The sequence below is a fragment of the Candidatus Kapaibacterium sp. genome (genome assembly GCA_023957315.1).
In the GTDB taxonomy this organism is placed as follows: domain Bacteria; phylum Bacteroidota; class Ignavibacteria; order Kapaibacteriales; family UBA2268; genus PGYU01.
Genome location: JAMLHE010000019.1, coordinates 1 through 25,112, shown reverse-complemented (window position 1 = coordinate 25,112; position 25,112 = coordinate 1). Strand labels below are relative to the sequence as shown.

Genomic DNA, 25,112 nt, shown 5'->3' with positions numbered 1-25,112 from the left:
TGTTGACATGAAAAGAATCATTTTTGCTATAATATTATTGCTCCCTATCATAGTTCATTCGCAGCAAATTTTCACGCTCGAAGATTTGGTTCGTGAATCACTTTTGAACAATTATTCGATAAAAATCGGGAAAGTGAGCGAACAAATTGCCGAGAAAAACGTAAATATCGGCAATGCCGGAATGCTGCCACGGATTGATATTACTCGTTCATTTCAATATTCAATGACTGACCTCGAGATACAATTGGCAACAGGACAGCGAATCGGAAGCGTGGATAACATCACTAAAACCAATAACGCCGGACTTCAAGTCGGATTGACCTTGTTTGACGGGCTTGCCATGTTTGCAAATTTTGATAAGCTGAAAGATTTACGCGAAAGAAGCAAAATCGAACTAAAGATAATGATTGAAACTATGACTCGCGAGCTTGCTTTGAATTACTTCAATGCTTTGAAGCAAGAATCAAATATGAAGATTTTGTCCTCAAGTCTTGAATTGCACGATAAGCGAATTGAAAGAATCAGGAATCGGATGGAATTCGGTGCGGCACTGAATTTGGAATTGCTGCGCGTACAAGTCGATAAAAACACGGACAGTTCTTCATTTATGCAATCCGAATTGGCATTTACTAATTTCTTGCGTGCCTTGAATTATCTAAGCGGAGCAAATATAATCCGCCAAATCCAACCGGATAGTGTCATAAATTTTGCAAATTTGCAAAATATTGATGCACTGCGAGAATCAATGTATGAAAATAATGCTACGCTAATGCGCGCCGTGATTAACAAAGAGATTTCCGAAAAGGACAGAAAGCTCGTTTTGGCGCAGTTCTATCCGCGCATTACTGCAACAGCCGGCTATAACTATTCTCGTTCGGAAGCTGATGCGGGGTTTTTCCTTGTCAACCAATCCGAAGGTTTGGCAGGTGGAATTAATCTGCAATGGAATGTGATGGATGGCTCGAGACATATTATAAATGCACAAAATTCGAAGTTGATGATTGAAATTCAAGAAATCAATATCGAAATGGTCAGAGCAAATTTGGACATGCTACTCCATAACATGTACGAAAATTATTCGCGGCGTTTGGCTATTTATGAACTCGAACAATCGAATATCGCTATTGCCCAAAGCAATTTCGACCGCACGAGTGAGGAATATGATTTGGGACGAGCGACTTACATTGAGTTCCGCGAAGCACAACTTAATCTTATGCGAAGTCAAGAGCGAATCAACAATGCCAAATACGATGCAAAATTTGCCGAAATTGAATTGCAAATCCTAACTGGCACATTTCAAATAGCCGAATAATAAGATGGCGAATTTTTTAAGCCATAGTATAATATTCATCATTCAATTTATATTTTTATAGCTTTTTTTTATACTTTAACAACATTTAAAAAAACTTTTCCACAACGATAGTTTAGAATCAGTCTTACTAACTCAATTTCCGTAGGATAAACCAAAAATCCTTTGGCATTCATTTTGTTACTTCAGAATTGAAATTTAAAAAAAGTGAGTGCTATGATATTACGATTTCACATGTTCAAAAACAGATTGCCCCTTATGAATTCGGCATTAGATGCGTATTCGGAGCGGCAAAAAGTTCATTCGAAGAACATTGCCAATGTGAATTCACCTCATTATCGTCCGCAACAGGTCAAATTTGAGGAGTTTTTTCATGAGCAACAAATCGCATTAGGTGGCAGCGAAACGCAATCTCGACATATTCCATTGGGCGCGTCGAGTGGCGAATTTGCTACAGCTGAACGAGAGAATGCTCCTGTCCCTTCATCGGAAGTCTATTTTTCCGGCGAAACACATGTGAATATTGATAAAGAAATGTCAGAAATGGCTCAAAACCAAATCAAATTCAGATTTGCATCTCAAATGATAAGCAAATATTTCAGGGGTTTAACTCAAGTGATTTCCGGTAATATCAGCAATCAGTAATTTTACTGTTTGAATTTTTTGGGCAAATGCTTAATTTTGTTTAGGGGAAAAAAATGGCAAGTAATATATTTACTTCTTTCGATACAAGTGGTCAAGGGATGACAGTCCAACGAATGAGACTGTCAGCAGTGGCTAATAACATAGCAAATGCAAATACAACCAAAGGTCCCGACGGCAAACCCTACCAAAGGGAAGTCGTGGTGGTCAGAGCTGTAGCCGATAGCCCCTTCGAGAGAGAATTGGAAGCTCAAATTCAGATTGTGAAAACCAATGATGAGCATGGACCAAATATCAAAGACACTCTTGCTCCCGATGAACCAAAGGTTTTGCAGGCAAAAACTGTCAAGGACAACACACCTCCCCGACTTGTATATGACCCGCATCATCCTGAAGCCGATGAGCAGGGATATGTCCATATGCCAAATATCAATATTGTGACTGAAATGGTAGAGATGATTACTGCTCAAAGAGCCTTTGATGCTAACACCCAGGTAGTGGATGCCGCAAAAAATGTGGCACGATATTCACTTGAAATTTGATGGAAATAGGACAGACAAATGAAAATACCCGTACTAAATTCATACAATACATACACGAACAATAACGCAGACAATGGTCTTGGCATAGCGCATAATAAGACCAATGGTGTTAACGGTTCATCAATGCAATCATCTGTTGATAAAGTCAAAGATGAGATTGTATTATCGAATGAAAGTTTGCTCGGGAACAAAATCAATCCCGAAAAAATTATCACAAAACAAGAAAGAAAATTCTTTATAAAAATGTTTCCCGAAAGTTCTGCAGTTATAGAAAATCATGTTCTGTTCAACAGAAACGGGAAAGTCACTAATCCGCAAATCAGCAAGGGCATGATTGTGGACGGGAAAGTTTAGATTTTAGAGAACAAGGGACGTTCATAAATTGAAGGATTCACAATGATTATAAACGAAATCAAAAAAGATGGCGAATTTTTGCCATTGACGTGGCAGAAAGAATCTGCACAGCCAACTCCTGCATCCGGCACCAAATTCAGTGATACCCTGAAAGAGATGATTACAGACGTAAATCATCTGCAGAAAGAATCAGGCGATATGACGGAAAGATTAATCAAAGGCGAACCGGTTGAAATTCACGACGTTATGATTGCCTCTCAAAAAGCAAGAACTGCTTTCCAATTGTTGCTCGAACTTCGCAACAAAGGGCTGGATTTGTATCGTGAAGTTAACCGTATGCAAGTTTAATTAATCCTGAGAAATCATAATGGCTGATGCAAATTTCTTTCAACAAATGAAAAGTTTCTTCTCTGACCTTGTCTTATGGCAAAAAGTGATGATTATAGCATCGCCGATTGTTATTATTGGGGCATTAGTTTTAATTATTGCAGCCGGCTCCGACAAAGAATACAGCGTGCTATACACAAGTTTGGAGCAACAAGACGCTTCAAAAATTATCGAAAGTCTAAAAACGCAACAAATAAAATATAAAATCGCCGACGGCGGTTCAACAATATTAGTAGAAAAGGACAAGATGCTGGAAGCCAGAATTAATCTGGCAGGCGAAGGATTGCCCGAATCCGGCATCGTTGGTTATGAATTATTCGACAAAACAAATCTCGGCATGTCCGAATTTGTTCAGAAATTGAATTATCGCCGAGCTTTAGAAGGCGAGCTTTCAAAAACGATTTCGTCAATTGATGAAGTCCAAAAAGCAAGAGTGCATTTAGTTATTCCCGAAAAAGCCCTATTTCAAAAAGACCAAAAAAAACCTACTGCTTCGGTCACTTTAAGATTGAAATCGGGAAAAAACCTCAATCAACGTACAGTTACCGGCATCCAAACTATGGTTTCGAGTAGTATCGAAGGTATGAACTCTGACGATGTTACTGTTGTTGACCAAAAAGGGAAATTGATTTCCGAGCCACCACACGATTTGACAAGTGTTGCAGGATTGACTTCACAACAGTTGGAGCAACAACGCAAAGTGGAGGAACATTTGACGGCGAAAGTTCAAAGTATGTTGGATATGGCTATAGGAGTTGATAATTCTAATGTCCGAGTGACGGCAGAGCTTGACTTTACTCAAATTGAACAAACAAAAACAGATTACGACCCCGATAGACAAGTTATCCGAAGCGAACAAACTATCGCCGGAACAAACAAATCATCGGATTCGTTGAGCTATCCTGCGGTCAATATGGACCAGGAAAATTCAAACATTATCTCCAATTATGAAATTGCCCAAACCGTCGAACATATTATTCATAGCACAGGTGGAGTCAAAAGATTGTCAGTTGCGGCTATGATTAACGGAACTTACACTATAGCAGATTCGAGCGGCACAAGATATTATGCCTACATCCCCCGAAGCGATGAAGAAATTAACAAAATGACAGAAATCATCAAAAATGCTATCGGATTTGACCCATCAAGAAATGACCAAATATCAGTTCTTGGTGTCCAATTCGATACCATAGCCGATGAATTGGAGCCGTTGACCGTTCATCAAGCAATGTGGTATGATGACCCCGAGAACAGAAAGCTTATTGTATTGGCTATTGCCATGATTATTGCCTTTTTGATTATGTATAGACTGCTCCAATCCAAACAAGTCAAAGAGCGGATGCGTATAGCAATGGAATTGCCACAAAAATTTGACATGGAATTGGAAGATGAAATAGAAGAAGTGCATGACCGATTGGAAGACCTCGACATTGATGAAAACGATATGTTGTTGCTTCCTGCAGATTTGCCGGAGCAATTCCTTTTAGAAGGCGAACGTGAAGAACAACTACTCGAAAGAGGCGAACCTGCTGCTATGTTGGACGACACTACTTTCGACAAAACTTCTTTAGCAGAACGTGCAAGGGTGCAAATCAACGAAGCATTTGCTCCGAAGCTGACCGAAGATGCTATGATGAAAATTGAATTGAAGAATAAAGTTGAAGAATATCTTGACGAGCAAACCGAAGATGCAATCAGATTAATCAGATTGCTTATCTCGCAAGATAGAAATGCTTAAATTTGCAATAATATGATTTTTGCAATTTAATAATCTCAAGAAAATATAAAATCGAATATATGAAAAAGCAAGTAATTCAAGTGAGTGAACTCTCAGGCAGACAAAAAGCTGCCGTCCTACTCATGTCTATGGATATAGATGTGGCAGCAAAAGTATTCCGAGAGCTTGAGATGAAGGAAGTGGAACAAATTGCTGTAGAAATAAGTCATTTGCGAGATTTGCCACCAAATGTCGTAGAAGACGTAATCGAAGAATTCTATGAATTGATGACTGCCCAAAGCTTTATGGTCGAAGGCGGCATCGAATATGCTCAGATATTACTCGAAAAAACTTATGGAGTCGAACGTGCTCGTGAAATAATCGAAAAAATTCGAGTGTTAACCACTGTACGTGGTTTCAATATACTCAAAAAAGCAGACCCGCAGCAATTGGCAAGTTTCCTCTCCAAAGAGCATCCCCAAACAATCGCACTTATATTATCTCACTTGCCTCCAGACCAATCCGCAGAAGTTTTGGCTGAATTTAAAGATGATATTCGCACCGAGACTATCATGAGAATTGCTACTATTGGCAAAGTATCACCACAACTTGTATCCGAAATTGAATTTGTTGTGGATGAAATCGCCGAAGCTACATTGTCCCAAAATTTAGCACAAGCAGGTGGTGCCCAACTTGTAGCCAATATATTGAACAAAAGCGTTACAGGAATTGCCAAATCTATGCTCGAGAATATCGAAGAAAAGCGTCCGGATATGGCTATCGAAATCAAGCGCCTCATGTTCTTGTTCGAAGATATTATTCTTATTGATGATAAGAGTATTCAGAGGATTTTGCGAGATGTGGACAAAAAGGATTTGGCTCTGTCGCTCAAAGTTGCCGACGAAAAAATCAGAACGAAAATCTTCAAGAATATGTCCGAACGTGCTGCCGCAGTTGTCAAAGAAGAACTCGAATTCATGGGTCCTGTCAAACTGAAAGACGTAGAAGGTGCCCAGATGCGCATCGTGGACGTTATCAAAGAATTGGAAGAAAGTGAAGAAATCACTGTCGGTGGCAGAGGTAAAGAGGATGTGTTTGTTTAATCATTGATTAATAATAAGCAAGGCTATGGGCGAAATAATAATAAAAATACCGCGACACAAAAGTCATGTCAAAATCATTCGCTCAGAGAGGGCATTCGAACAACAAATCAAAGAACATAAGTTCAAGGATTTGTCCTACAATAAAGCAAAAGAAGCCGCTAAAGCGATAGTTGAAAACGAAGAGTTAAATCAACCTAAAGTACCCGATAAACCGGTTTTTATCGAAAAATTTGCATTTTCGGAATCAAATCAGCCAATCAGCATTTCGCTAAATAATATCACACGTGGATTAATTTCGCTCGAAGAAGCAAAAGTTGAAGTGCAAAATGCCTACGACAAAGGTTTTCAAGATGGGCAGGAATCATCCGGTGCTGCTTATGAAAAAGAGCTAAATGACCATCGAACTTGGATTAAAAGCGTTCATACGATTCTCGAGCAAATGCGTTCAGATTTTTCCGATGAAATTCTTCTTCTTGAAAAATCTTCTGTCAAAGTCGCAATTATTATTACCGAGCACTTGATTCAACGCGAAATCGAACGAGACAATAATCTCATTTTCCAATTAGTTCGCAAAGCAATTAATTCGATAGATGAAGAATCTATCATGAAATTGTCTGTCAATCCCGAAGATTACGAAATCATAAACAGCCAACGACCAAAGCTATTCAACGACAAAACTTTGGGTAGAACTGTTGAAATTTCGTCCGATGAAGAGGTGGACCGTGGCGGATGTATTTTGCACACAGATGCAGGAATTGTAGATGCACGTATCTCGACTCAATTGGAGAGCATCCGAATGGTAATCGAAGAGGAAACAGACAAAGAGTCCGGAATTGATGAGTTTTTTGAATAAGATTTTGAAAAAAGAAAAATGAAATGCTAATAGCAGAAAAAATAGAAAACGGATTGATAAAGGCTTTAACTCGTCCGCAGAATTACGTTTTGAAAGGCAAAGTCAATAAGGTTGTCGGTTTGGTTTTGGAAAGCGATGGTCCCAAAGCACCAATTGGCGAAATTTGTATTTTAAAAGACAGAAACGGCAAAGAAGTCACAAAAACTGAAATTGTCGGATTCAAAGATGGCAGAAAAATTTTATCAATGGTACTTGGAGATTTGAGTAGCATTTCTCCTGGTATGGAAATTGAAGCTACCGGCAAAACTTTAAGCATTAGCGTAGGTGACGGTTTATTAGGGCGAATTGTGGACGGACTTTGCAATCCGATTGACGGCAAAGGGCTCATCCGAAGCCGCGAATCACGTTCGATATACGCACAACCGCCAAACCCACTCCAAAGAAGTCGAATCACAGAGCCGATTTATACTCGAATTCGCGCTATTGACGGAATGCTTACAATCGGCAAAGGGCAACGTGTAGGCATATTTTCAGGCTCAGGCGTGGGCAAATCTACTCTGCTCGGTATGATTGCACGTAATACTTCCGCCGATATAAATGTGATAGCATTAATTGGCGAACGCGGCAGAGAAGTCAAAGAATTTATCGAAAGAGACCTTGGCGAAGAAGGGCTGAAACGCTCAATTGTAGTAGTTGCCACAAGTGATGCCCCGGCATTAGTCAGGGTGAAAGCTGCACTCGTAGCAACCACAATCGCCGAATCATTTCGCGATAGAGGCTTAGACGTGATGCTAATGATGGATTCGGTCACCAGATTGGCAATGGCACAACGCGAAGTTGGACTTACCATCGGCGAGCCACCTACAACCAAAGGTTACACGCCATCGGTATTCAGTACTCTGCAAAAAACTATGGAACGTGCCGGTACATCACACATCGGCTCTATTACAGGGCTTTATACCGTGCTTGTAGAAGGTGATGACATGAACGAGCCTATTGCCGATGCCGCAAGAGGCATTTTGGACGGGCATATTGTTTTATCCAGGAAATTGGCTTCATTGGGGCATTATCCGGCGATTGACGTTTTGGAAAGCATCAGTCGGGTCAGAAATGATATTATCACACCAAAGCACAAAGATTCCGCTGCACTGTTGGCGGAATTACTCGCTACGTATAAAATTGCGGAAGATTTAATCAGCGTTGGTGCATACCAAAAAGGAATAAATCTCAAAACAGACAAAGCAGTAGCTTTCCATGATATAATCAACATGTTCCTGATGCAAAAGTCTGATGAAGTAAGCGATTTTGAAGAGACTACGGGTTCTATTTTGAGCATTAAAGAAATGATAGACCAAACTACTCTAAAAAAATAATTTTATATTTGTAAGTATATTTTTTTCATGAAAATCAATTGAGTGATAAATAATGGCTAAAAAATTCAATTTCAGACTCGAATCTGTACTAAAATTACGAAGTGAAAAAGTACTTCAGGCACAAGATTCATTGTATCAAGTCCAAAGAGTACGTCTCGAAAAAGAAAAAATCATTGATAACTATCACCAATTGAAAAAAGAGCTCAACTACGAAGACAAAAAATTCTTGAAAGCGGCAAATTTGCAGGCGATTTCTAACCATAAAGAGCATTTGAACCACGAAATTGAAAGATTGGGGAAGGAAAAACAGCAAATTCTCGAAATCGAAGAATTCCGCAGACATAAATTAAGTAAGGCAATGGTGGACGAAAGAGCCTTGGAGAAACTTAAGGAAAGAAAAATGAATGAACACTCAGAAGCACTTAAAAGCGAAGAATCGAAATTTTTCGACGAAGTTGCCCGAAATCTTATCAAGGAATAGCTGATGAACGCAAGACAGTTAGTCATAGGAATAATGGTATTAGCAGCAAGTTTTCTAATCTTGGTGCTTGTGGCTATTTCTGTGATTAGCTACTATCCTGCCTTGGTCGGTTTGGATAATTTATTCCCTAATGATTCAATAAGTGCTGAAAACGAAAAAATCATTCGGAAACAGAAACCTGTGACCATTACTACCGAGGAATTCGAGAATTTTGAGAAATCGGTTGCCGAGAAAGAAAGAATCAAAAGAGAACGCGATTCCTTGGATAAATCAGTTGCTCATATGATGGATTCAATCAGGCTGGTATATGAAAGTACAGAATATATCAGGGATTCGATTAACAAAGTAACAGGCTTATCGAGCTCGTTAATGAATGAAAATCAATCGCTTCGTGATTCATTGAACAAAGTGGCAAGAAATCTTGAAGATTCCCTGCGAAAATTGAGCGTAACTCGCAATCAGTTGAATGTAACAGAGGAATTTCTAACTTCAAAACTTGATTCCTTGGAGGTGAAAAATTTCCAAGAATTTGCAAAAATTTATAATAATTCAAATCCTGCCGATGTGGCACGGATTTTGGAGCAAATAGACCAAAGAGATGCGGCGCGGATTTTGAAGATGATGCAAGCCAGGAAGGCAGGAAAAGTCATCGAACAAATGAAGCCGGAAAATGCCGCAGTGATGTTGCTCCTCGGGGGCAAGTAAATAACTAAGGAATTCATTATTTGCAGGATGCACAATGATTGCCTTTAATGTCGGGATGCCTGAACAATCCGTTGTTTTGGCTGATGGTAAAATATATGCGACTGATAACTTGCTCGGCTCGGATTTTAGTGCCGAATTTGCAAGTGCTTTGGCAACTAATCAACTCAAAGCGGACTCCGACAAATCCGACAATAGCTTAATTGCTATCGAAGGCGATATTGCAATTGCCGAACTTGCATCAATTCCCGAAAAATCGGAATTGAGCGATGTCAATATTAGCCCCGAAGGTCAAATCTCTTCACCAATTCCAAATGTCATTGGCGAATCTGATATTGCACCCCTAAACCCAAACCCTTTAAATCCAACTTTTACATCTGAACATATCGAATCGGAATCCGAATTAATTTTGAATTCCGATAAAGTTGTAAAAAATAGCGATGTTAATATTGGACAAGTGAAAGACGATATTGCATCTCAGAACGGCGAATTAATTACACCAAATTCATCGGCAATGTCCACAAAGGTTGAGTCCAAAGTCTCATTAAAAGCGACTGAACAGACTTTGGTGATGAATCAACAAGCAATTAAAATTGAGAACGTGGAGATTAATCCCCAATCAAATCCAATTAATCAAAGCGAATCTGCAAACACCCAAAATACAGAAATCGGCAGCATTTTAACCAACGGAACAAAATCGGAAAAAAGCACGCAAGAACCTAAAATAATCCCTGAAATAAATGTAAATCCCGTAAGCAAACTCAATACATCTGAAAGCACCGAAAAAAGTGTTATTCAGCCAAATACCGAGCAAAAGCAATCCAACACTGAATCTAAATCCGAGAAAAATGTAGTTGAGATTATTAGCCAAATAATTCCCAATAAAAATCAAAATCAAATATTTCAGCCAACATCGAAATTATTCACAAATAATGTTGTTGAAATTCCTCAAACAAATGATAATGTTCACCTCAAAATTACGATTGACGGCATAATCAATAATTTGGCGAATTCTAATCAATTGGCTCCAAAAACTGAGCAGAACACTCAAGCTCAACAAAGTTTAGAACATTTGACATTATTATCCAAAGGTATTTTCAGTAAAAATCTTGATTTTGCGACTCAAATACCGAACAAAACGCATACTGCCAATGAGCCAACAATAACCAAGTTACCAAATGCGGAAGCTGCGATAGTTGGTTCAAATCAAGTAAAAAATGACCAACAAGTCGGTATTTTGCATAGAATTGTTCAAAATTCGGAATATATTGCTAGAAATATAGAAACTTCAAACGCGAAATCTGATGATAATTCGCCAAAAGAAGAAAAATCAAACCAACAATCTAACGAAAAAAGCCCTGCAACGAAAGAAAATACTTTTGTAAACCAAGTCAAAGGCGAGAGCCATAAGGCAGATTCGGAGTTGAAGCTCAACGAAAATATTGATGTGACGGTGAAATTGCCAAAGCAAAGTGATAATACGGAAATAAGTGAATTATATAACAAAATTTCGCCATTTGTTCAAAAATCCAACAATATATTGGTTAATAATCATATACTTACGGATTCTGAAACACCGACAAAAGAATTTGCACGGGTCAAACTAAGCGATATTCCACGTCGAATCATGCAGTTAGCCACGAATCAGGCTTCAGATGGGATTTCATCTGCCAAATTAGTGATGCATCCTAAATCGCTCGGCACGATAGTTGTGCATCTTGAGATAGTGAAGAACGTAGTCAAATTACATTTGACCGGTGAAAAAAGGGAAGCTCTGTCGGCGGTAGAATCAACTATAGGAATGTTGAAAGAGAGATTACATAGCAAGGGACTGGTACTCGACAATGTGGAATACAACTTGAATGATTCAAATGAGCAAGCCAATTCGGGCAAACACAATCAAACGGAAAAAGAACAAAAGCAGATTAAACGTACTTACAATAATGAAAAATTATCAGAAAGCAGCGACGGAAACGACAAATTGCATGATAACAAGATTTTAAGACACGATAACGGCACAATAGTTGAAAAATATATCTAAAATAGGCATCAGGAGGATGCGATGATTAATGAAATAACGGGGGCAAGCGCCGCCTCAAACTCGGCAAAACAGCCGAATAGTACAGAGAAGTCTGCATTAGGACGCGATGAGTTTCTGAAGTTGCTCACATTTCAATTGCGGGCGCAAAACCCAATGAAACCATATGACAATCAGGAATTTGCAGCGCAATTGGCGCAATTTTCTCAACTCGAACAATTAATAGACATACGCTCATTACTCGAAGAACAAATGTTAAGCAATGCAATTTTAACACAAACGATGTCTAATTCTGCATTGCCCGGTATGCTCGGTAAAACGGCTAAAGCTTTTACAAATCAAGTTCAAGTGAGTGGTGTTGATGACAACATCCTTGGCTTTGAAACACCTTACAATGTTTCTTCCGGCAAGATGACGATTACTGATTCCAACGGTGGCATCGTTAACGTAATCGAATTGAGCGGAAATATGTTGAACAAAGGCTCACACATAATTAATTGGAACGGCACAAATTTGAACGGTGATAAAGTGCCAGATGCAGACTATAAATTTACAGTAGAACTCTTTGAATCCAACGGTAACGGTTTTTCTGCCGATACTTTCACTAAAGGTAAGATTGACGCCGTAAAATTCAAGAGCGATGGCACGAAACTTGTTATCAATGGAATGGAATTGCCTTTGAATGCAATTTCGGATATCACAACAGACAATTAAATTTGTCAGGGAGTGCTAATGACTGAGATAAACGGTATCAATGTTCCTTTTATTCCTGCCGGAGGAGTCGAAAGACTCAAATCCGAAAGGTCAATGCCTTTAAACGGCATTGAAAAGAACGCTTTTAATGAAGTGCTGACTGAGGAAATCAGTAAACTCAAATTTTCCAATCACGCTACAAAGCGTATTAACGGTCGGGATATTGAGCTTAGTGAAGTTGATATGATGCGATTAGAACACGCTGTAGAAAAAGCTGAATCCAAAAACTCGAAGGACTCGCTTGTTATTTTGGATGAAACAGCTTTTATTGTGAATGTTACAAACAGGACGATTGTGACATTGATTAACAAGAATCAGTTGAATGACAATGTAATTACACAAATTGATTCTGCAGTATTTGCATAATGGGTTGGACTGAGCCGAAAGGTTAGAGACCCACGATATCCCGAACGACTGACGGATATCAAGCAGAATTAAGAATATTGAAAACAAAAGGATTGATTAATAACCAAGGAGGGTTTTTTTAATGGGTCTCACCAGGTCACTTTCTAATGGAGCCACATCGCTTAAGGCTCATCAGCAAAAATTCGATGTAATATCGAATAACCTTGCTAATCTTAATACTATCGGATATAAATCCAATAGAGCAAATTTTCAGGAACAATTTAACCAAGTCATAAATCACGGACGCAACCCCGATGTTGCAGGTGTGGTCGGAAACGGCGGAATAAATCCGCTTCAGTTCGGGCTTGGGGTCAAAATGGGTTCCATTACTCAAGATATGAATCAAGGTAATCTACAAATAACGAATCGCCCATTGGATATGGCTATCCAAGGCGGTGGATTTTTCGCCTATCAGATGAATGGCGAAATGCTTTATTCCCGTGCCGGAAACGTTTCTCGCGATAGAGATGGTTTTCTGGTTGACACAGGAACAGGAGCGTATTTGCAAGGTTATAATGTTGAGAATGACACCAATGGCAATCCTATCAGAGATGTCAACGGCGTAAATCAGCTTACCGGAACAAGAGCTAATTTGCTCATTCCGGAAAATATCCAATCAGCGCCCAAACAAACTCAAGTAATCACAATGACCGGAAATCTTAATTCCGGAAATGCCGAAGGAATTGAAAAGAAAACTTCGATTTCAATTATTGATAATGTTGGTGGCACTCACGAATTAAAATTTACTTTCACCAAAAATGCCAATCCAAACGAATATGATTTGATTGCTGAATTAAACGGCAACGCTTTGCCTATATCGGCAACTCAAGTCCTATTTAATAATGACGGAACGCTCAATAGCCCTCTTTCGATTGATGTTTTGGCGTCAGACCTAAATACTATCATCGGAACTCAGGTTTTCGACGAAACAACGCCAAGAGACATTAGTGTAGTTCTTGCAGACCCTAACCAGTTGACAAATGGATTGACCGGATATGCGGCTGCAAATTCAGTTACTTTCATTGACCAAGACGGACACAAATCAGGTTCGCTCATTGATTTGAGTGTGGACACTCGCGGGCAAATCTGGGGTGCATTTACCAATGGTAAATCTGAAAAATTAGGGCAAGTTCTACTTGCAAAATTTACTAACGACGAAGGATTGATTCGCAAAGGCGGCAATTTTTATTCCGAATCACCAAATAGCGGTAATGCTAATATCGGCACAGCCGGAGATATTTTCCCATCATCGCAAATCGCAGGCAATTCATTAGAAATGTCCAATGTTGACATGACGGAACAATTCACGGATATGATTTCGACGCAACGTGCTTACGAAGCATCTGCAAGAGTCATTACGGTAAGTGACCAATTATTGCAAGAAACAACAATTTTAAAGCGATAAGCTAACGACAACCCAAACAACTCTTTAGCTACGCAAAAAACTGCAACATGAATAATGCTGCGGTTTTTTTTTATAATAGTAAGTTCATTTCGATTTAAAACAAAATCCCCATAAAGCGAGCTTGCGAGCAGGGGGATTTTCATGTAAAGCAGTCCCATACTTTAAAAATATTCATTCAACAAAATTTCTTAAAACAAAATCCCCCTTAATCCCCCTTTGAAAGGGGGAAAGCGAGCTTGCGAGCAGGGGGATTTTCATAAATATTTTTAAATCTCTAAAATTACCAAGCATAGCCCAAAACTACTCCCATACCGAATGGACGATAGCTAAGACCATCAAGATCAAGAGCATTGAAAGTAATACTTACATAAGGCTCGACCACAAAACCACCTTCAAAGACCCACTTGTAAGCAGCTTCTCCACCTATACCTAAAGAGGTGCCGCCTCCCCATGTGGCATTTTCAAAACTCCAAAAACCTATAGATACAGCTGGTCCAAAGCTGAAACCTCTCAAAGCTTTGTCATTTTCTTGGAGCAAATACCATCTGTACGAACCACCCACACCAAAGGCTGACCATCCGGCAAAACCCCAGTAAAGAGCATCAACTGTGAATGAATTGTCAGCCGACACTTGTTGCTCGTATTTTGCATTGAAAAATCCGAAAGCTAAACCAATCGGGTTAACACCAATGGATTGGTTGTAATTTTTCACAACACGCTGCGCGAACAAATCTTGAACGCTTGCCGTCATCAAGATTATCGTAATCGCAAATATTAAAACGTATAATTTCTTCATAGCATCTCCCCAAAATTATTTTAACAACATTCATTCTTTCATTTACAAATTAAAGTTAAACTTTTGAATTATCCAAGTTCTATTTGCATTTTTGTTAAGAATAATTCTAACTTAGTCAAAAGAATTTGTTATTTAAATGTTTATAACAAAGTCCTAAAAAATATTGACAACACAATTTCAGGACTAAAAATACAAATCCCCCTGCTCACAAACTCACTCTTTGGCAAAGGGGGATTAAGGGGGATTTTTTCTTTTGATTTATTCCTCAATCGCCTTTTTCAAATTTACATCCATCTGCGGGAATGGAATTGTCAGCCCTTTCTTGGGGAAAGTATTGTAAACTTTCTCGTGCAAAGTAAAATACACACCCCAATAATTTTCGCTCTTGCACCAAACTCTGACTGTAAAATCAACTGAACTATTATTGAGCTTTGATAATGCAATCATCGGCTCGGGTTCAGGCAGAATTCTTTCATCTTCGGCAATTAGGCTCTGAAGAGTCTCGCGTGCCACTTCGGCACTATCACCGTACGAAATCGAAAAGAGCATATCCACTCTGCGTTCAGTCTGATGAGTGAAATTTATCAGTGATGAATTAGCCAAATTTCCGTTCGGCAGAAAGACTACGCGATTATCGAATGTTTTTAATAATGTGTTGAAAATCTGGATTTCGTAAACTGTACCGATATATCCCTGAGTTTCAATAACATCGCCTACCCTGAATGGTTTGAACATTAGTATCATTACACCACCCGAAAAATTCTGCAATGTGCCGGATAGCGACATACCAATAGCCAATCCCAATGCACCCAGCAAGGCAATGAACGAGGTCATCTCGAATCCGAGCATTGATGCCACTGAAATTAGCAGCAAGACTCTGAGCAAGATACTTAATAAAGTTCGGAGGAATGGACGCAAAGACGGGTCTATATGCTTCGCTTCCAAAATTCTGCCTAATGTTGTGCCTACAAACTTGATGAGCCACAATCCAATAATTAATGTCGGAATAGCGACGAGTAACTTCAATCCATAGATTACTGCAATTTCTGATATATAATTGACTACATTGTTAAAGTTGTCCATTTGCTTCCCATAAAAATTCAAAATATTTTTTATTAAACGATACCTATACAATGTTGCAATATATAGTATGTGAAGCGAAATGCCAAATCAATTTCATAGCTTGAAAATGCTTTGCAGAGCAACGAAAAACTTATCAACATTTGGGTTGATTATTATACATGATAATTGGCTATATGTATTCAAATGTCCAATCGTAACCATGAAAATCACAATAATTATTGCAGATAAATATTGATAATCCAACTATATTATATCCCCCATTTCTTGCTGTCAATGCACCATTTGAAGGGTTAGAAATTTGCGATTATTAGAATATTTTTTGCCCTATGTATAATTGGCTTAGATTTTACATTCTCCTTTATGCATTAATATTTTGAACTTCGGTTCATAGGTATTTGTTTTTAGAATAGAATTGCGATTTAAGATTTTTTTGAAATAGAACAGTTTTTTTAAAGTAAAATTTTGTTATGAAAATTAATAAAACCCCCATTATTTAATATTCACACGGAGGTGAATCATGGCATTTGCAATAGGAGGAAACGCGAGAATCAGGACAAATAGTCCGGCAGAGAATGCCTACAATGCGTTAGATACTTCAAGCAGGAGCATTTCACTAAGACAGTTGCGTCTTTCGACGGGACGTAGAATAAACAATGCAGCCGACGACGTAGCCGGTTACATTACATCGCGTGCCTTACAAGCAAGGAATACCTCCTTGAAAGCCGCTTTGAATGCAGTCGGTGACGCTTCGAACGTATCATATATCATTATGGATGCACTCGAAAACATTGGCGATTTGATGCAAAAAATCAAAGATGCCGCATCGAATGCAGCGTCCGGTGCTTCCGGTACTGATGAAAAAGTTGCACTCGCAAAAGCAGCTTATCGAATGGCACAACAAATCAAGACAGTCGTTGATACAACTGTGTTTGGTGGTCGCCAATTGATAGACGGCACTTTTTCTGCTAATTTCGTAATTGGAACAAACGGCACAAATACATTGCTGACTCTTGATGTCAATCTGACCGCAGGGAATGTTGATTTCAATGTCGAAAGCGGCTATTTTGACCTTAATTCTATGCTTACCGGAGATTTTGCCGGCATCACTGGATTAGACTTGAGATTGCTCAATGAAGTAGGTTCGATAGACCAAGGTATTTTCGATAATGAATATATCGGGCTAACATTGACCAGCTTATCAGACGCACTCAACAACGTCAACAAAGTCGCATCATATGTCGGCGGTATCGTCAACAGATTGACTTCGCAGGAAGATTTGCTCAAAGGGCAAATTGTAAATTACAATGCTGCAATCTCGAGAATAGAAGATGCTGACGTTGCCAAGGAACAACTTGAGTTAATCAAAGCACAGTTCCTACAACAAGCTTCGCTAATATCGTTGGCTCAGGCTAATGCTAATCCGCAAGCGTTCTTACAGTTAATTCAAGGATAATAATAAATAGAGGTATAATATGCCATTTGCAATTGGAGGAAACGGAAGAATCAGGACTAATATTTCTGCAGAGAATGCTTATAATTCTTTAGAAGTCTCAAGTCGCGATATTTCACTAAGGCAATTAAGGTTATCTACAGGATTGAGAATTAATAGTGCAGCCGATGACGTCGCAGGTTATATAACCTCGCGCGCTTTACAAGCAAGAAACGGTGCTTTGAAAGCTGCCATCAATACTGTAGGTGATGCCCAAAACGTTACAAATATTGTTATGGATTCGTTGGATAATATCAACCAACTTGTCACTCAAATGAAAGATGCTACTTCGCAAGCGGCGTCAGGTGCTTTGGGGACAGATGAAAAAGTTGCTTTAGCCAAAGCTGCATACAGACTGGCTCAACAAATCCAAACTGTTGTTGACTCTACTGTATTTAGCGGCTCTCAATTATTGAGCGGTAGCTTTACAGCCAACTTTATTGTCGGCGTAAATGCTAAAAACGAGCTTTTGAACATAGAAATTGATATGAGCACAAACAATATTGATTTCAATGTTGACAGCAATCATTTTGATGTTCAATCATTAAGTTCATCATCATTTGCCGGAATTACCGGGTTGGATATGACTGCATTTAATAATGTCTCGTCTGATGACCTCGGAATATTCTCAATTGAAAATATTTCCAATACTTTGGTTAGTTTGTCCGATGCTTTAAATAATGCAAATAAAGTTGCAGCTTATCTTGGTGGTATTTCAAATCGTTTGACTTCGCAAGAAGAATTATTGAAAAATCAAATTGTTAATTATAATGCTGCAATTTCGAGAATCGAAGATGCCGACGTTGCAAAAGAGCAATTATCATTAATTAAATCTCAGTTCTTGCAACAAACTTCGTTGATTTCGCTCTCGCAAGCAAATCAAAATCCGAGTAGCTTCTTACAATTAATCAGAGGATAAAAGCATTTTTGGATATTAATCACAAAAATGCTCTTCCTCCGAAATTTTAATGCGCTTCGAGCCAATTTGAGCCGATTCCTGTTTCCACGATTACAGGAACTTCGCCCAATGATAGAGCAGAGCTCATTTTATCAATCACAAGTGATTTGATTTCGTCAATTTCACTTTTCTGCACTTCGAAGACAAGTTCATCATGGACTTGGAGCAACATCTTCGAATTGTATTTATTTTTGGCAAATTCATTGTGAATCGTTATCATTGCTATTTTGAGCATATCGCTCGCTGTGCCTTGTATCGGCAAATTAATCGCAGCACGTTCGGCAGCATTACGCAAATTGAAATTCTTGTTGTCAATATCCGGAAAATATCGTCTGCGACCGCACAGAGTCTCCGCGTAGCCGTGTTTGCGAGTAAATTCTACAGTTAAATCCATATACTTTTTTATTCCGGCATATTTAGCGAAATAATTATCAATTATTTCCTTTGCTTCAGAGCGTGATAAGTTCAGTCGTTGGGCTAAACCGAAACTTCCCAACCCGTACATAATTCCGAAATTCACCGTTTTTGCAATTCGACGCATATCCTGATTAACTTCCGATAATGGCTTGCCAAACAGCACTGAAGCCGTTGCGGAATGAATATCATGATTTTGGCGGAAGCTATCAATCATTTGTTCGTCGCCACAGATGTGAGCCATAATCCTCAATTCAATTTGCGAATAATCCGCAGACATGATGACGTAATCATCGTTTTTAGCTATAAATGCTTTGCGGATTTCCTTGCCCTTGTCCGTTCTGATTGGAATATTCTGCAAATTCGGGTCTGTTGACGAAAGCCGCCCCGTGCTCGCCACAGTTTGGTTATATGTAGTGTGGATTCTGCCCGTAGTTTTGTTGATTAACTTTGGGAGTGCATCAACATAAGTGGATTTCAATTTCTGAATTTGCCTATATTCGACGATATACGAGGCAATCGGGTACGATAAGGAAAGTTCGTTCAACACCTGAACATCTGTGCTGTAGCCGGTTTTATTTTTTTTGATAGGCGGAATTTGCATTTTTTCAAATAAAATTTCAGCTAATTGTTTGGGCGAATCAATATTGAATTCGATTCCCGCTTCCGCAAATATCAACCTCTGCAAATCGGCAGCTTCAATTTCGATTTGCTTCGACACTTCAAGCAATGCACTTGTATCAATGCAAATGCCGTTTGCTTCCATTTGTGTCAGCACTTCAATCAGCGGAAATTCGATATTATGTGCCAAATCGAATAGCTTTTTGTCCTTCCCTAATGCTTCGTCCAATTTCGCATAAAGGCGTAATGCCAAATCGGCATCTTCCGAAGCGTAATCCTTGATGATTTCCGGGTCAACATCGCTCATGGAAATCTGCTCAGATTTTTTCTCGCCAATAAGCGAACTGATTGGAATAGGTTCGTAATTCAACCATTTTTTAGACAAATCATTCAAATTATGCTTTTCGTCAGGGTCTAAGACGTAGGATGCCACCATTGAATCGAATGCAATTGGCGATAAGTCAACACCGTGCCGTTTCATGATACTCATGTCAAATTTGATATTTTGACCACATTTTTTAATCTTCGGATTTGTCAAAATAGGAGCGAGTTTGGAAATCACGAGGTTAACCGGAATCTGATTATCGCGTCGTGGTGTCGGCTTTTTCTCGGAAAATAGATTTGAGTTGTATTCCGGCAAATTATCCTCATCATAATATACAGGAATATAGCACCCTGTAAATTCGGCGATGGAAATCGCAATGCCTACGATGTTGCAAGTCGCACGGTCTAATCCTGTGGTTTCTAGGTCGAAAGATAGCGTATGAGCCTTGGATAATTCCACAATCAAAGCATCTAATTTTTCCATTGAATCAATCAAGCGGTAATCTTTTTCAATACTGCCGAAGTTATCATGCTGCTTTTGTTCAATCTCATGAGTGACATTGAGCCAAATTTCGGGATTGCTTTTTCTCCGCCATTTCTCGCGAATAGTATTGAAACCTGCTTCAGCGAATAATTTGTCTAATTCGATGAATTGCGTTTCTCCCATTTTCAAATCTTCCAAACTTGGCTCGAGTTGCATATTTGTATCAATCGTGACAAGCTCTTTGGAAAGCATTGCCATTTCCCTTTCGCCTTCGAGTTTGGTTCGGACGGATAATTTTTCGATTTTATCCAAATTTTCGTAAATTGCTTCAACGCTGCCGAACTCGACTACAAGCGGAATTGCAGTTTTTTCGCCAATTCCCTTCACTCCGGGCACATTATCGGAAGCATCGCCAATCAATGCCAGAACGTCAATCACTTGGTCGGGGCGGACACCGAATTTTTCTTTAACTTCATTAATCCCGACGTATTCAAAGTCTTCGCCTTTGCGTCCGGGTTTCATTAGCGTTACTTTTTCGTCAACAAGCTGGTAATAGTCTTTGTCCGACGTTACGCATACAGCTTGCCACTCATTTGCAGATGCATTTTTGGCGATAGTCCCGATTATATCATCGGCTTCAAATCGTGCGATTTCGATGCACTTGATGCCCACAAATTCTAAGAATTGTTTGATTCGTGGCAATTGTGGAATTAATTCTTCGGGAAATTCTGCACGATTTGCCTTATAAGCCTCGTAACGTTCATGGCGAAATGTTGGTTCTTCGCGGTCGAAAGCTACGGAAATGTATTCGGGATTTTCTCGCTCCAAAAGCGACGAAATCATATTTGTAAAGCCAAAGAGCGCCCCCGTGGGTTCGCCCGATGGTGATTTCAAACCGGATTTTATCATTGCATGATGCGCCCTAAAGACCAAGGACATGCCGTCTATCAAAAATAATTTCTTCAATTTCGTGTTTACTCGCTTTATTCAAAATTCGATAGAAAGAAATTACAAAATATTATTGTAATTTTGGGATATATTAGATTAACAATTTACGCAAATAAAAAAATGAGTTTAAGAATAGCGTTTTTTGCATCTCATGGCGGAAGCAATATGCAAGCAATTATTGATGCCATAAAATCAGGCGAAACTGATGCAGTTGCCGCATTAGTGATTTCGAATAATTCCGAAAGCGGAGCAATCGAAAGAGCAAAAAATGAAGGAATCCCATTCAGTCACATCAGTTCCAAAACGCATCCCGATGAAAAGGAGCGAATTATGGCAATGATTGAAAAATTAGACGAGTGCAAAATTGATTTGATAATTTTAGCCGGATATATGAAAAAAATCCCAAGCCAAATTATCGAGCATGTCGGCGGGCGAGTTTTGAATATTCACCCCGCATTATTGCCCAAATTTGGTGGCGAAGGAATGTACGGAATGAATGTGCACAAGGCTGTCATCGAATCCTGCGAAACTGTATCAGGTGCAACTGTTCATCTCGTTGATTCCGAATATGACAGAGGCAGGATTTTGATGCAAAAAGAAGTTCACGTTCTTGCCGGTGACTCGCCCGAAACTCTTGCCGCAAGGGTGCTTGTAGCAGAGCATTCGCTATATAAAGAGACATTGAAAAAAATAATTTCCGGTGAAATAATTATCTGACAATGATAATTTTCCGCTTGTAAATTTTATCCTTGTTCGTGATTACGAGCAAATATACTCCTGTAGAATACATATTATGGTCAATTCTATGCTCGATATATGAACCATTTGAGTGCATATTCGCTTTCTCGATTGAATTGCCGTTCATATCGAAAAATGCTAATTTCGGGCTAACAAACTGAATTTTTCCGCTTGTCAGAATCATCTTATTATTATCGAATTTTATGGTGAAATCCTCGTTAGCATCTACAGAATAGACACTTGCGGGGTCATAAGCATTGCCCTTAATATAAAAAGTATTATCACCTGCGAGAGTGCTTATGGTTAATTTCGCTGATTTTTCGCCTGATGTTTTAGGCTCGAATCGCACTTCTGCACTTTCCAATTTGTCCGGAGCAAATGAACTTGTGAAATCAACTTTGAGGAAAATCTCCTCATCAGTTGTTCCTTCTGCATATTGTAATAACTGTCCCATCTTTTCCAATCTCATGTTTCCGTCATTTATCAAGAAAATATGCGCAGCTTTGGAGCCCTGAATTGCTGTTGTGTCGAAATCTAAAATATCAGGGCTCGCAAGCGAAAGTGAATATTTGGCATTTATCGGAATTATGTCGAATTCGAGAAAGCCTATATCATATGCTTGATTCCAAAGACGTGATTTGCCCGCACTTGTAAATCCCGCACCTGTGTTGACTTTGCCGAAGCGATAATCTAAAGTTAATTCGTGTCGCCAAGTATAGCCCAAATCTTCCGATGAAGTAACTTCGCCATTGCTATGTAGCACCACGACAGATTTTGAAGAATCCGGACAATATGCAAATACCGGAACCCGTTCGATAGTATTGAAATCAAATACATTTTCAGTCCAAGTTTGACCACCATTGACAGTGTTGTAAACTTTCCCTGTGTTGGCTGCTGTACCGGCGCCCGGTCCGAATGCAACTGCCGAATCTTGATTGAGCAAAGTGATATATTTAATCAAACCGCTCGAAGCCACATCCGAGATTTCCCAAGTTTTGCCTCGGTCGTCGGAATATATGATTCTGCCTGCACTTGTTCCTGCCATGACTTTATCGCCATAATATGCAAATGCACCACGAACCAATGCTTCGCCGCTTTGTAATGTGAATGTATTGGCGATTTCAGCCCATTTTCCTGCTTCTTTGCGTGCTATTCCAAAAGATTGGTTGGCTTTCAGCTTTTCGCCAAATGCGATAATCGTCTCATCTTCATAAACGATTATTCCATGAATTTTCTTCACAAAGCTCGAAACGTCTTCACTCTGCCATGTTTTGCCTGTATCTTTGGTTGAAACCACTCTCGATTTCAAATTGCTGCCCGATATAGCACCAAATGCTCGTGCAACTGAAAAAGCCTGAACAGATTGGACCGTGTCATTCGGGAAAAAGCCTAAGGTTCTGCCCCAATGATAAATCATACCGCCGCCCAAATCATAATTATAGCCGCCCACCCAAAAATCAAAACGTCCGGCTGATGATGCCGAATTCCAAACAATTGCATCGTATTCGGGCGATGTTTCAGCCACTAAGTATGTGTTATATGTTGGCAGTTCAATCGGCACTTTAATAGTTTCGATGTTGAAATATCCTTCGTCATTTCGATATTCGATTATTAAATCAATATTTCCGCTAAACCAAGGATTAAGCTTATTCAGTTGGAAGCCTAATGTTTTTTCAAAACTGGAATTTCCCGCGAAATTATCAATTTTGAATTCAATTATTTGCTGATTTACGTAGTTTCCTCTGGCAATTATTTTCACGTCTAAATTATTGGTTGAGGAGAGAAAATTGCGAAAAGTGAATTTCAAATTAGTAGGATTGTATGATGTAATTGCATCTGAGTTTTCAATCAAAATGTAATCGATCGCAATTCCCGGGGAGCTTTCGCCATCGGGGAAATTCATTGTGAGTGCTTTTCCGGCATTGAGCGAGCCGTAAAAAAAACGTTCATATAAATGAAGCGATGGGTTGAAAAGATTAGCTGCGGCACGGATTCTGTGCTTTATTTCTTGCGTGCTGATTTCGGGCTTAACAGTCTTGAGCAATGCTACGATTCCGCTCACAAAAGGTGCAGCCATCGAAGTGCCCGATTTTGTTTTGTATGTATTTAGAGGCATAGTGGACATGATACCATCACCCGGAGCAAAAATATCCACATTAATTCCATAATGTGTAAAGCCAGATGGAGAGCCGGCTTTAGTAATCGAACCAACTGAAATTATTCCGGGCAAAGATGCCGGATAGAAAGGAAATTCATCATTATTAAGTATGAAATTGCCCGCTGCGGCGACGATTACAATGTTTTGTTCTAAGAGCGAATTTATCACATCATTCATTAGCGGGTCGTGATATTCGCTGCTCCAACTGCAATTAATGATGTCTGCTCCCCGCATCGCAGCATAAAGCATCCCTTCATAAGGACGATATATATTTCGTGAGCCGGTTTGCGAGGATAAATTATCGGTGGCGCATTTGACAGCTATAATCTTTGCTCCCCAACTTGCGGAAGCAATGCCGATTTCGTTATCAGTCGTTGCAGCCGCAATGCCACTTACGTGAGTTCCATGGTCATTATTTGATAGCGTTGGTTTCGGATTATTATTCGCTTTCCACTGACGATTTTTTGCTTCACTTTCGAAAATATCGCCTACAAAATCCCACCCAAAGACGTCGTCAATAAAACCGTTGCCGTCGTCATCAATTCCGTTGTCCGGGATTTCTCCCTTATTTACCAAAATCTGATTTTTCAAATCATTGTGGTCAATATCAATACCCGAGTCAACTATACCGATGAGAATATTTTCAGAGCTTTTTGCTTTGTCCCAAGCTACTGAAGCCATTATTTGGTTCAATCCCGTTTGGTCTTTGAGTAGTGGGTCGTTCGGTGTTTCGTCTAACTGATAATATGCTTCGGGAACGCAATATTCGATATCTTCGTGGGCATTGAGCATCTTAGCAAGTTTGAGCGAATTTTCGTAATCGGAGTGAATTCTGTAAATCATCCCCAAACGATTTTTGCTCAAGAGCATATCGTTTTTGAAAAATTTTGTAAAAGGAGCTTCGATTGCTTCAATATTTATTTCATCGCCTACAACGTCATTGACAATTTTCAATATTTGCTCTTTGCTCAAATATTCATGCGGTTTTATATATATAGAACCATTGACAAATCCGCCGTATTTTGGTGTTTTGAT

General features: G+C 39.3%; 22 protein-coding genes. 18 read left to right on the top strand and 4 right to left on the bottom strand.

Going from position 1 to position 25,112, the window contains the following annotated elements; all coding sequences use genetic code 11:
* The first annotated feature begins 7 nt into the window (after positions 1-7).
* From M9949_13970 to M9949_13900, 15 genes are all read left to right on the top strand, one after another.
* Positions 8-1,312: a TolC family protein gene (locus M9949_13970; GenBank protein MCO5252510.1), complete on the top strand. Its 1,305-nt coding sequence runs from the start codon at positions 8-10 to the stop codon at positions 1,310-1,312.
* A 213-nt stretch (positions 1,313-1,525) separates the two neighbouring features.
* A complete protein-coding gene (flgB, locus tag M9949_13965; protein ID MCO5252509.1) occupies positions 1,526-1,954 on the top strand; it encodes a flagellar basal body rod protein FlgB in 429 nt (142 codons plus the stop codon).
* Positions 1,955-2,007: 53 nt separating this feature from the next.
* Positions 2,008-2,493 (top strand): flagellar basal body rod protein FlgC, encoded by a 486-nt coding sequence (gene flgC / locus M9949_13960; GenBank protein MCO5252508.1) that lies wholly within the window; start codon positions 2,008-2,010, stop codon positions 2,491-2,493.
* Positions 2,494-2,511: 18 nt separating this feature from the next.
* On the top strand, positions 2,512-2,847 hold the full coding sequence (locus M9949_13955) for a hypothetical protein (protein ID MCO5252507.1): 336 nt from the start codon (positions 2,512-2,514) through the stop codon (positions 2,845-2,847).
* Positions 2,848-2,889: 42 nt separating this feature from the next.
* Positions 2,890-3,195, top strand: coding sequence for a flagellar hook-basal body complex protein FliE (gene fliE / locus M9949_13950; protein ID MCO5252506.1), 306 nt, complete (start codon positions 2,890-2,892; stop codon positions 3,193-3,195).
* 19 nt (positions 3,196-3,214) lie between these two features.
* Entirely contained in the window at positions 3,215-4,972 is a 1,758-nt protein-coding gene (gene fliF, locus M9949_13945; GenBank protein ID MCO5252505.1) for a flagellar M-ring protein FliF, read from the top strand.
* A 59-nt stretch (positions 4,973-5,031) separates the two neighbouring features.
* A complete protein-coding gene (gene fliG / locus M9949_13940; GenBank protein ID MCO5252504.1) occupies positions 5,032-6,054 on the top strand; it encodes a flagellar motor switch protein FliG in 1,023 nt (340 codons plus the stop codon).
* 25 nt (positions 6,055-6,079) lie between these two features.
* On the top strand, positions 6,080-6,907 hold the full coding sequence (locus M9949_13935; GenBank protein MCO5252503.1) for a FliH/SctL family protein: 828 nt from the start codon (positions 6,080-6,082) through the stop codon (positions 6,905-6,907).
* Positions 6,908-6,930: 23 nt separating this feature from the next.
* Positions 6,931-8,280, top strand: a complete 1,350-nt coding sequence (locus tag M9949_13930) for a FliI/YscN family ATPase (GenBank protein ID MCO5252502.1) — start codon at positions 6,931-6,933, stop codon at positions 8,278-8,280.
* 52 nt (positions 8,281-8,332) lie between these two features.
* Positions 8,333-8,761 (top strand): flagellar FliJ family protein, encoded by a 429-nt coding sequence (locus M9949_13925; protein ID MCO5252501.1) that lies wholly within the window; start codon positions 8,333-8,335, stop codon positions 8,759-8,761.
* Positions 8,762-8,764: 3 nt separating this feature from the next.
* Positions 8,765-9,466: a hypothetical protein gene (locus tag M9949_13920; GenBank protein MCO5252500.1), complete on the top strand. Its 702-nt coding sequence runs from the start codon at positions 8,765-8,767 to the stop codon at positions 9,464-9,466.
* Positions 9,467-9,500: 34 nt separating this feature from the next.
* On the top strand, positions 9,501-11,504 hold the full coding sequence (locus M9949_13915; GenBank protein ID MCO5252499.1) for a flagellar hook-length control protein FliK: 2,004 nt from the start codon (positions 9,501-9,503) through the stop codon (positions 11,502-11,504).
* 21 nt (positions 11,505-11,525) lie between these two features.
* Positions 11,526-12,215 carry a hypothetical protein gene (locus tag M9949_13910; GenBank protein ID MCO5252498.1) on the top strand — a complete coding sequence of 230 codons (690 nt, stop codon included), beginning with the start codon at positions 11,526-11,528 and terminating at the stop codon, positions 12,213-12,215.
* Between the two features lie 18 nt (positions 12,216-12,233).
* Positions 12,234-12,620 carry a flagellar protein gene (locus M9949_13905; GenBank protein ID MCO5252497.1) on the top strand — a complete coding sequence of 129 codons (387 nt, stop codon included), beginning with the start codon at positions 12,234-12,236 and terminating at the stop codon, positions 12,618-12,620.
* 121 nt (positions 12,621-12,741) lie between these two features.
* Positions 12,742-14,064: a flagellar hook protein FlgE gene (locus M9949_13900; protein MCO5252496.1), complete on the top strand. Its 1,323-nt coding sequence runs from the start codon at positions 12,742-12,744 to the stop codon at positions 14,062-14,064.
* A 280-nt stretch (positions 14,065-14,344) separates the two neighbouring features.
* Here M9949_13900 and M9949_13895 read toward each other — a convergent pair whose 3' ends face one another.
* Positions 14,345-14,860 carry a hypothetical protein gene (locus M9949_13895; protein MCO5252495.1) on the bottom strand — a complete coding sequence of 172 codons (516 nt, stop codon included), beginning with the start codon at positions 14,858-14,860 and terminating at the stop codon, positions 14,345-14,347.
* A gap of 258 nt (positions 14,861-15,118) precedes the next feature.
* Positions 15,119-15,943: a mechanosensitive ion channel gene (locus tag M9949_13890; GenBank protein ID MCO5252494.1), complete on the bottom strand. Its 825-nt coding sequence runs from the start codon at positions 15,941-15,943 to the stop codon at positions 15,119-15,121.
* 517 nt (positions 15,944-16,460) lie between these two features.
* Between M9949_13890 and M9949_13885 the strand changes: the two genes are divergently transcribed.
* Both M9949_13885 and M9949_13880 read left to right on the top strand, forming a co-directional pair.
* On the top strand, positions 16,461-17,396 hold the full coding sequence (locus M9949_13885) for a flagellin (protein ID MCO5252493.1): 936 nt from the start codon (positions 16,461-16,463) through the stop codon (positions 17,394-17,396).
* Between the two features lie 19 nt (positions 17,397-17,415).
* Complete coding sequence (locus M9949_13880) at positions 17,416-18,351, top strand: flagellin (GenBank protein ID MCO5252492.1); 936 nt, start codon at positions 17,416-17,418, stop codon at positions 18,349-18,351.
* A 46-nt stretch (positions 18,352-18,397) separates the two neighbouring features.
* Here M9949_13880 and polA read toward each other — a convergent pair whose 3' ends face one another.
* A complete protein-coding gene (polA, locus tag M9949_13875) occupies positions 18,398-21,199 on the bottom strand; it encodes a DNA polymerase I (protein ID MCO5252491.1) in 2,802 nt (933 codons plus the stop codon).
* 102 nt (positions 21,200-21,301) lie between these two features.
* Between polA and purN the strand changes: the two genes are divergently transcribed.
* Positions 21,302-21,898, top strand: a complete 597-nt coding sequence (gene purN, locus M9949_13870) for a phosphoribosylglycinamide formyltransferase (GenBank protein MCO5252490.1) — start codon at positions 21,302-21,304, stop codon at positions 21,896-21,898.
* Here purN and M9949_13865 read toward each other — a convergent pair.
* Positions 21,891-25,112, bottom strand: a 3,222-nt coding sequence (locus tag M9949_13865; protein ID MCO5252489.1) for a S8 family serine peptidase, incomplete at its 5' end; no start/stop codon positions are given. The genes purN and M9949_13865 overlap by 8 nt on opposite strands.

What these genes read in the sequence shown, in the direction of transcription:
- M9949_13895 (MCO5252495.1), bottom strand. Translation starts at nt 14,860, where the DNA reads ATGAAGAAATTATACGTTTTAATATTTGCGATTACGATAATCTTGATG.
- M9949_13900 (MCO5252496.1), top strand. Translation starts at nt 12,742, where the DNA reads ATGGGTCTCACCAGGTCACTTTCTAATGGAGCCACATCGCTTAAGGCT.
- M9949_13935 (MCO5252503.1), top strand. Translation starts at nt 6,080, where the DNA reads ATGGGCGAAATAATAATAAAAATACCGCGACACAAAAGTCATGTCAAA.
- M9949_13915 (MCO5252499.1), top strand. Translation starts at nt 9,501, where the DNA reads ATGATTGCCTTTAATGTCGGGATGCCTGAACAATCCGTTGTTTTGGCT.
- M9949_13930 (MCO5252502.1), top strand. Translation starts at nt 6,931, where the DNA reads ATGCTAATAGCAGAAAAAATAGAAAACGGATTGATAAAGGCTTTAACT.
- purN (MCO5252490.1), top strand. Translation starts at nt 21,302, where the DNA reads ATGAGTTTAAGAATAGCGTTTTTTGCATCTCATGGCGGAAGCAATATG.
- flgB (MCO5252509.1), top strand. Translation starts at nt 1,526, where the DNA reads ATGATATTACGATTTCACATGTTCAAAAACAGATTGCCCCTTATGAAT.
- fliG (MCO5252504.1), top strand. Translation starts at nt 5,032, where the DNA reads ATGAAAAAGCAAGTAATTCAAGTGAGTGAACTCTCAGGCAGACAAAAA.
- M9949_13885 (MCO5252493.1), top strand. Translation starts at nt 16,461, where the DNA reads ATGGCATTTGCAATAGGAGGAAACGCGAGAATCAGGACAAATAGTCCG.
- flgC (MCO5252508.1), top strand. Translation starts at nt 2,008, where the DNA reads ATGGCAAGTAATATATTTACTTCTTTCGATACAAGTGGTCAAGGGATG.
- M9949_13880 (MCO5252492.1), top strand. Translation starts at nt 17,416, where the DNA reads ATGCCATTTGCAATTGGAGGAAACGGAAGAATCAGGACTAATATTTCT.
- M9949_13925 (MCO5252501.1), top strand. Translation starts at nt 8,333, where the DNA reads ATGGCTAAAAAATTCAATTTCAGACTCGAATCTGTACTAAAATTACGA.
- M9949_13955 (MCO5252507.1), top strand. Translation starts at nt 2,512, where the DNA reads ATGAAAATACCCGTACTAAATTCATACAATACATACACGAACAATAAC.
- M9949_13890 (MCO5252494.1), bottom strand. Translation starts at nt 15,943, where the DNA reads ATGGACAACTTTAACAATGTAGTCAATTATATATCAGAAATTGCAGTA.
- M9949_13920 (MCO5252500.1), top strand. Translation starts at nt 8,765, where the DNA reads ATGAACGCAAGACAGTTAGTCATAGGAATAATGGTATTAGCAGCAAGT.
- M9949_13970 (MCO5252510.1), top strand. Translation starts at nt 8, where the DNA reads ATGAAAAGAATCATTTTTGCTATAATATTATTGCTCCCTATCATAGTT.
- M9949_13910 (MCO5252498.1), top strand. Translation starts at nt 11,526, where the DNA reads ATGATTAATGAAATAACGGGGGCAAGCGCCGCCTCAAACTCGGCAAAA.
- M9949_13905 (MCO5252497.1), top strand. Translation starts at nt 12,234, where the DNA reads ATGACTGAGATAAACGGTATCAATGTTCCTTTTATTCCTGCCGGAGGA.
- fliE (MCO5252506.1), top strand. Translation starts at nt 2,890, where the DNA reads ATGATTATAAACGAAATCAAAAAAGATGGCGAATTTTTGCCATTGACG.
- fliF (MCO5252505.1), top strand. Translation starts at nt 3,215, where the DNA reads ATGGCTGATGCAAATTTCTTTCAACAAATGAAAAGTTTCTTCTCTGAC.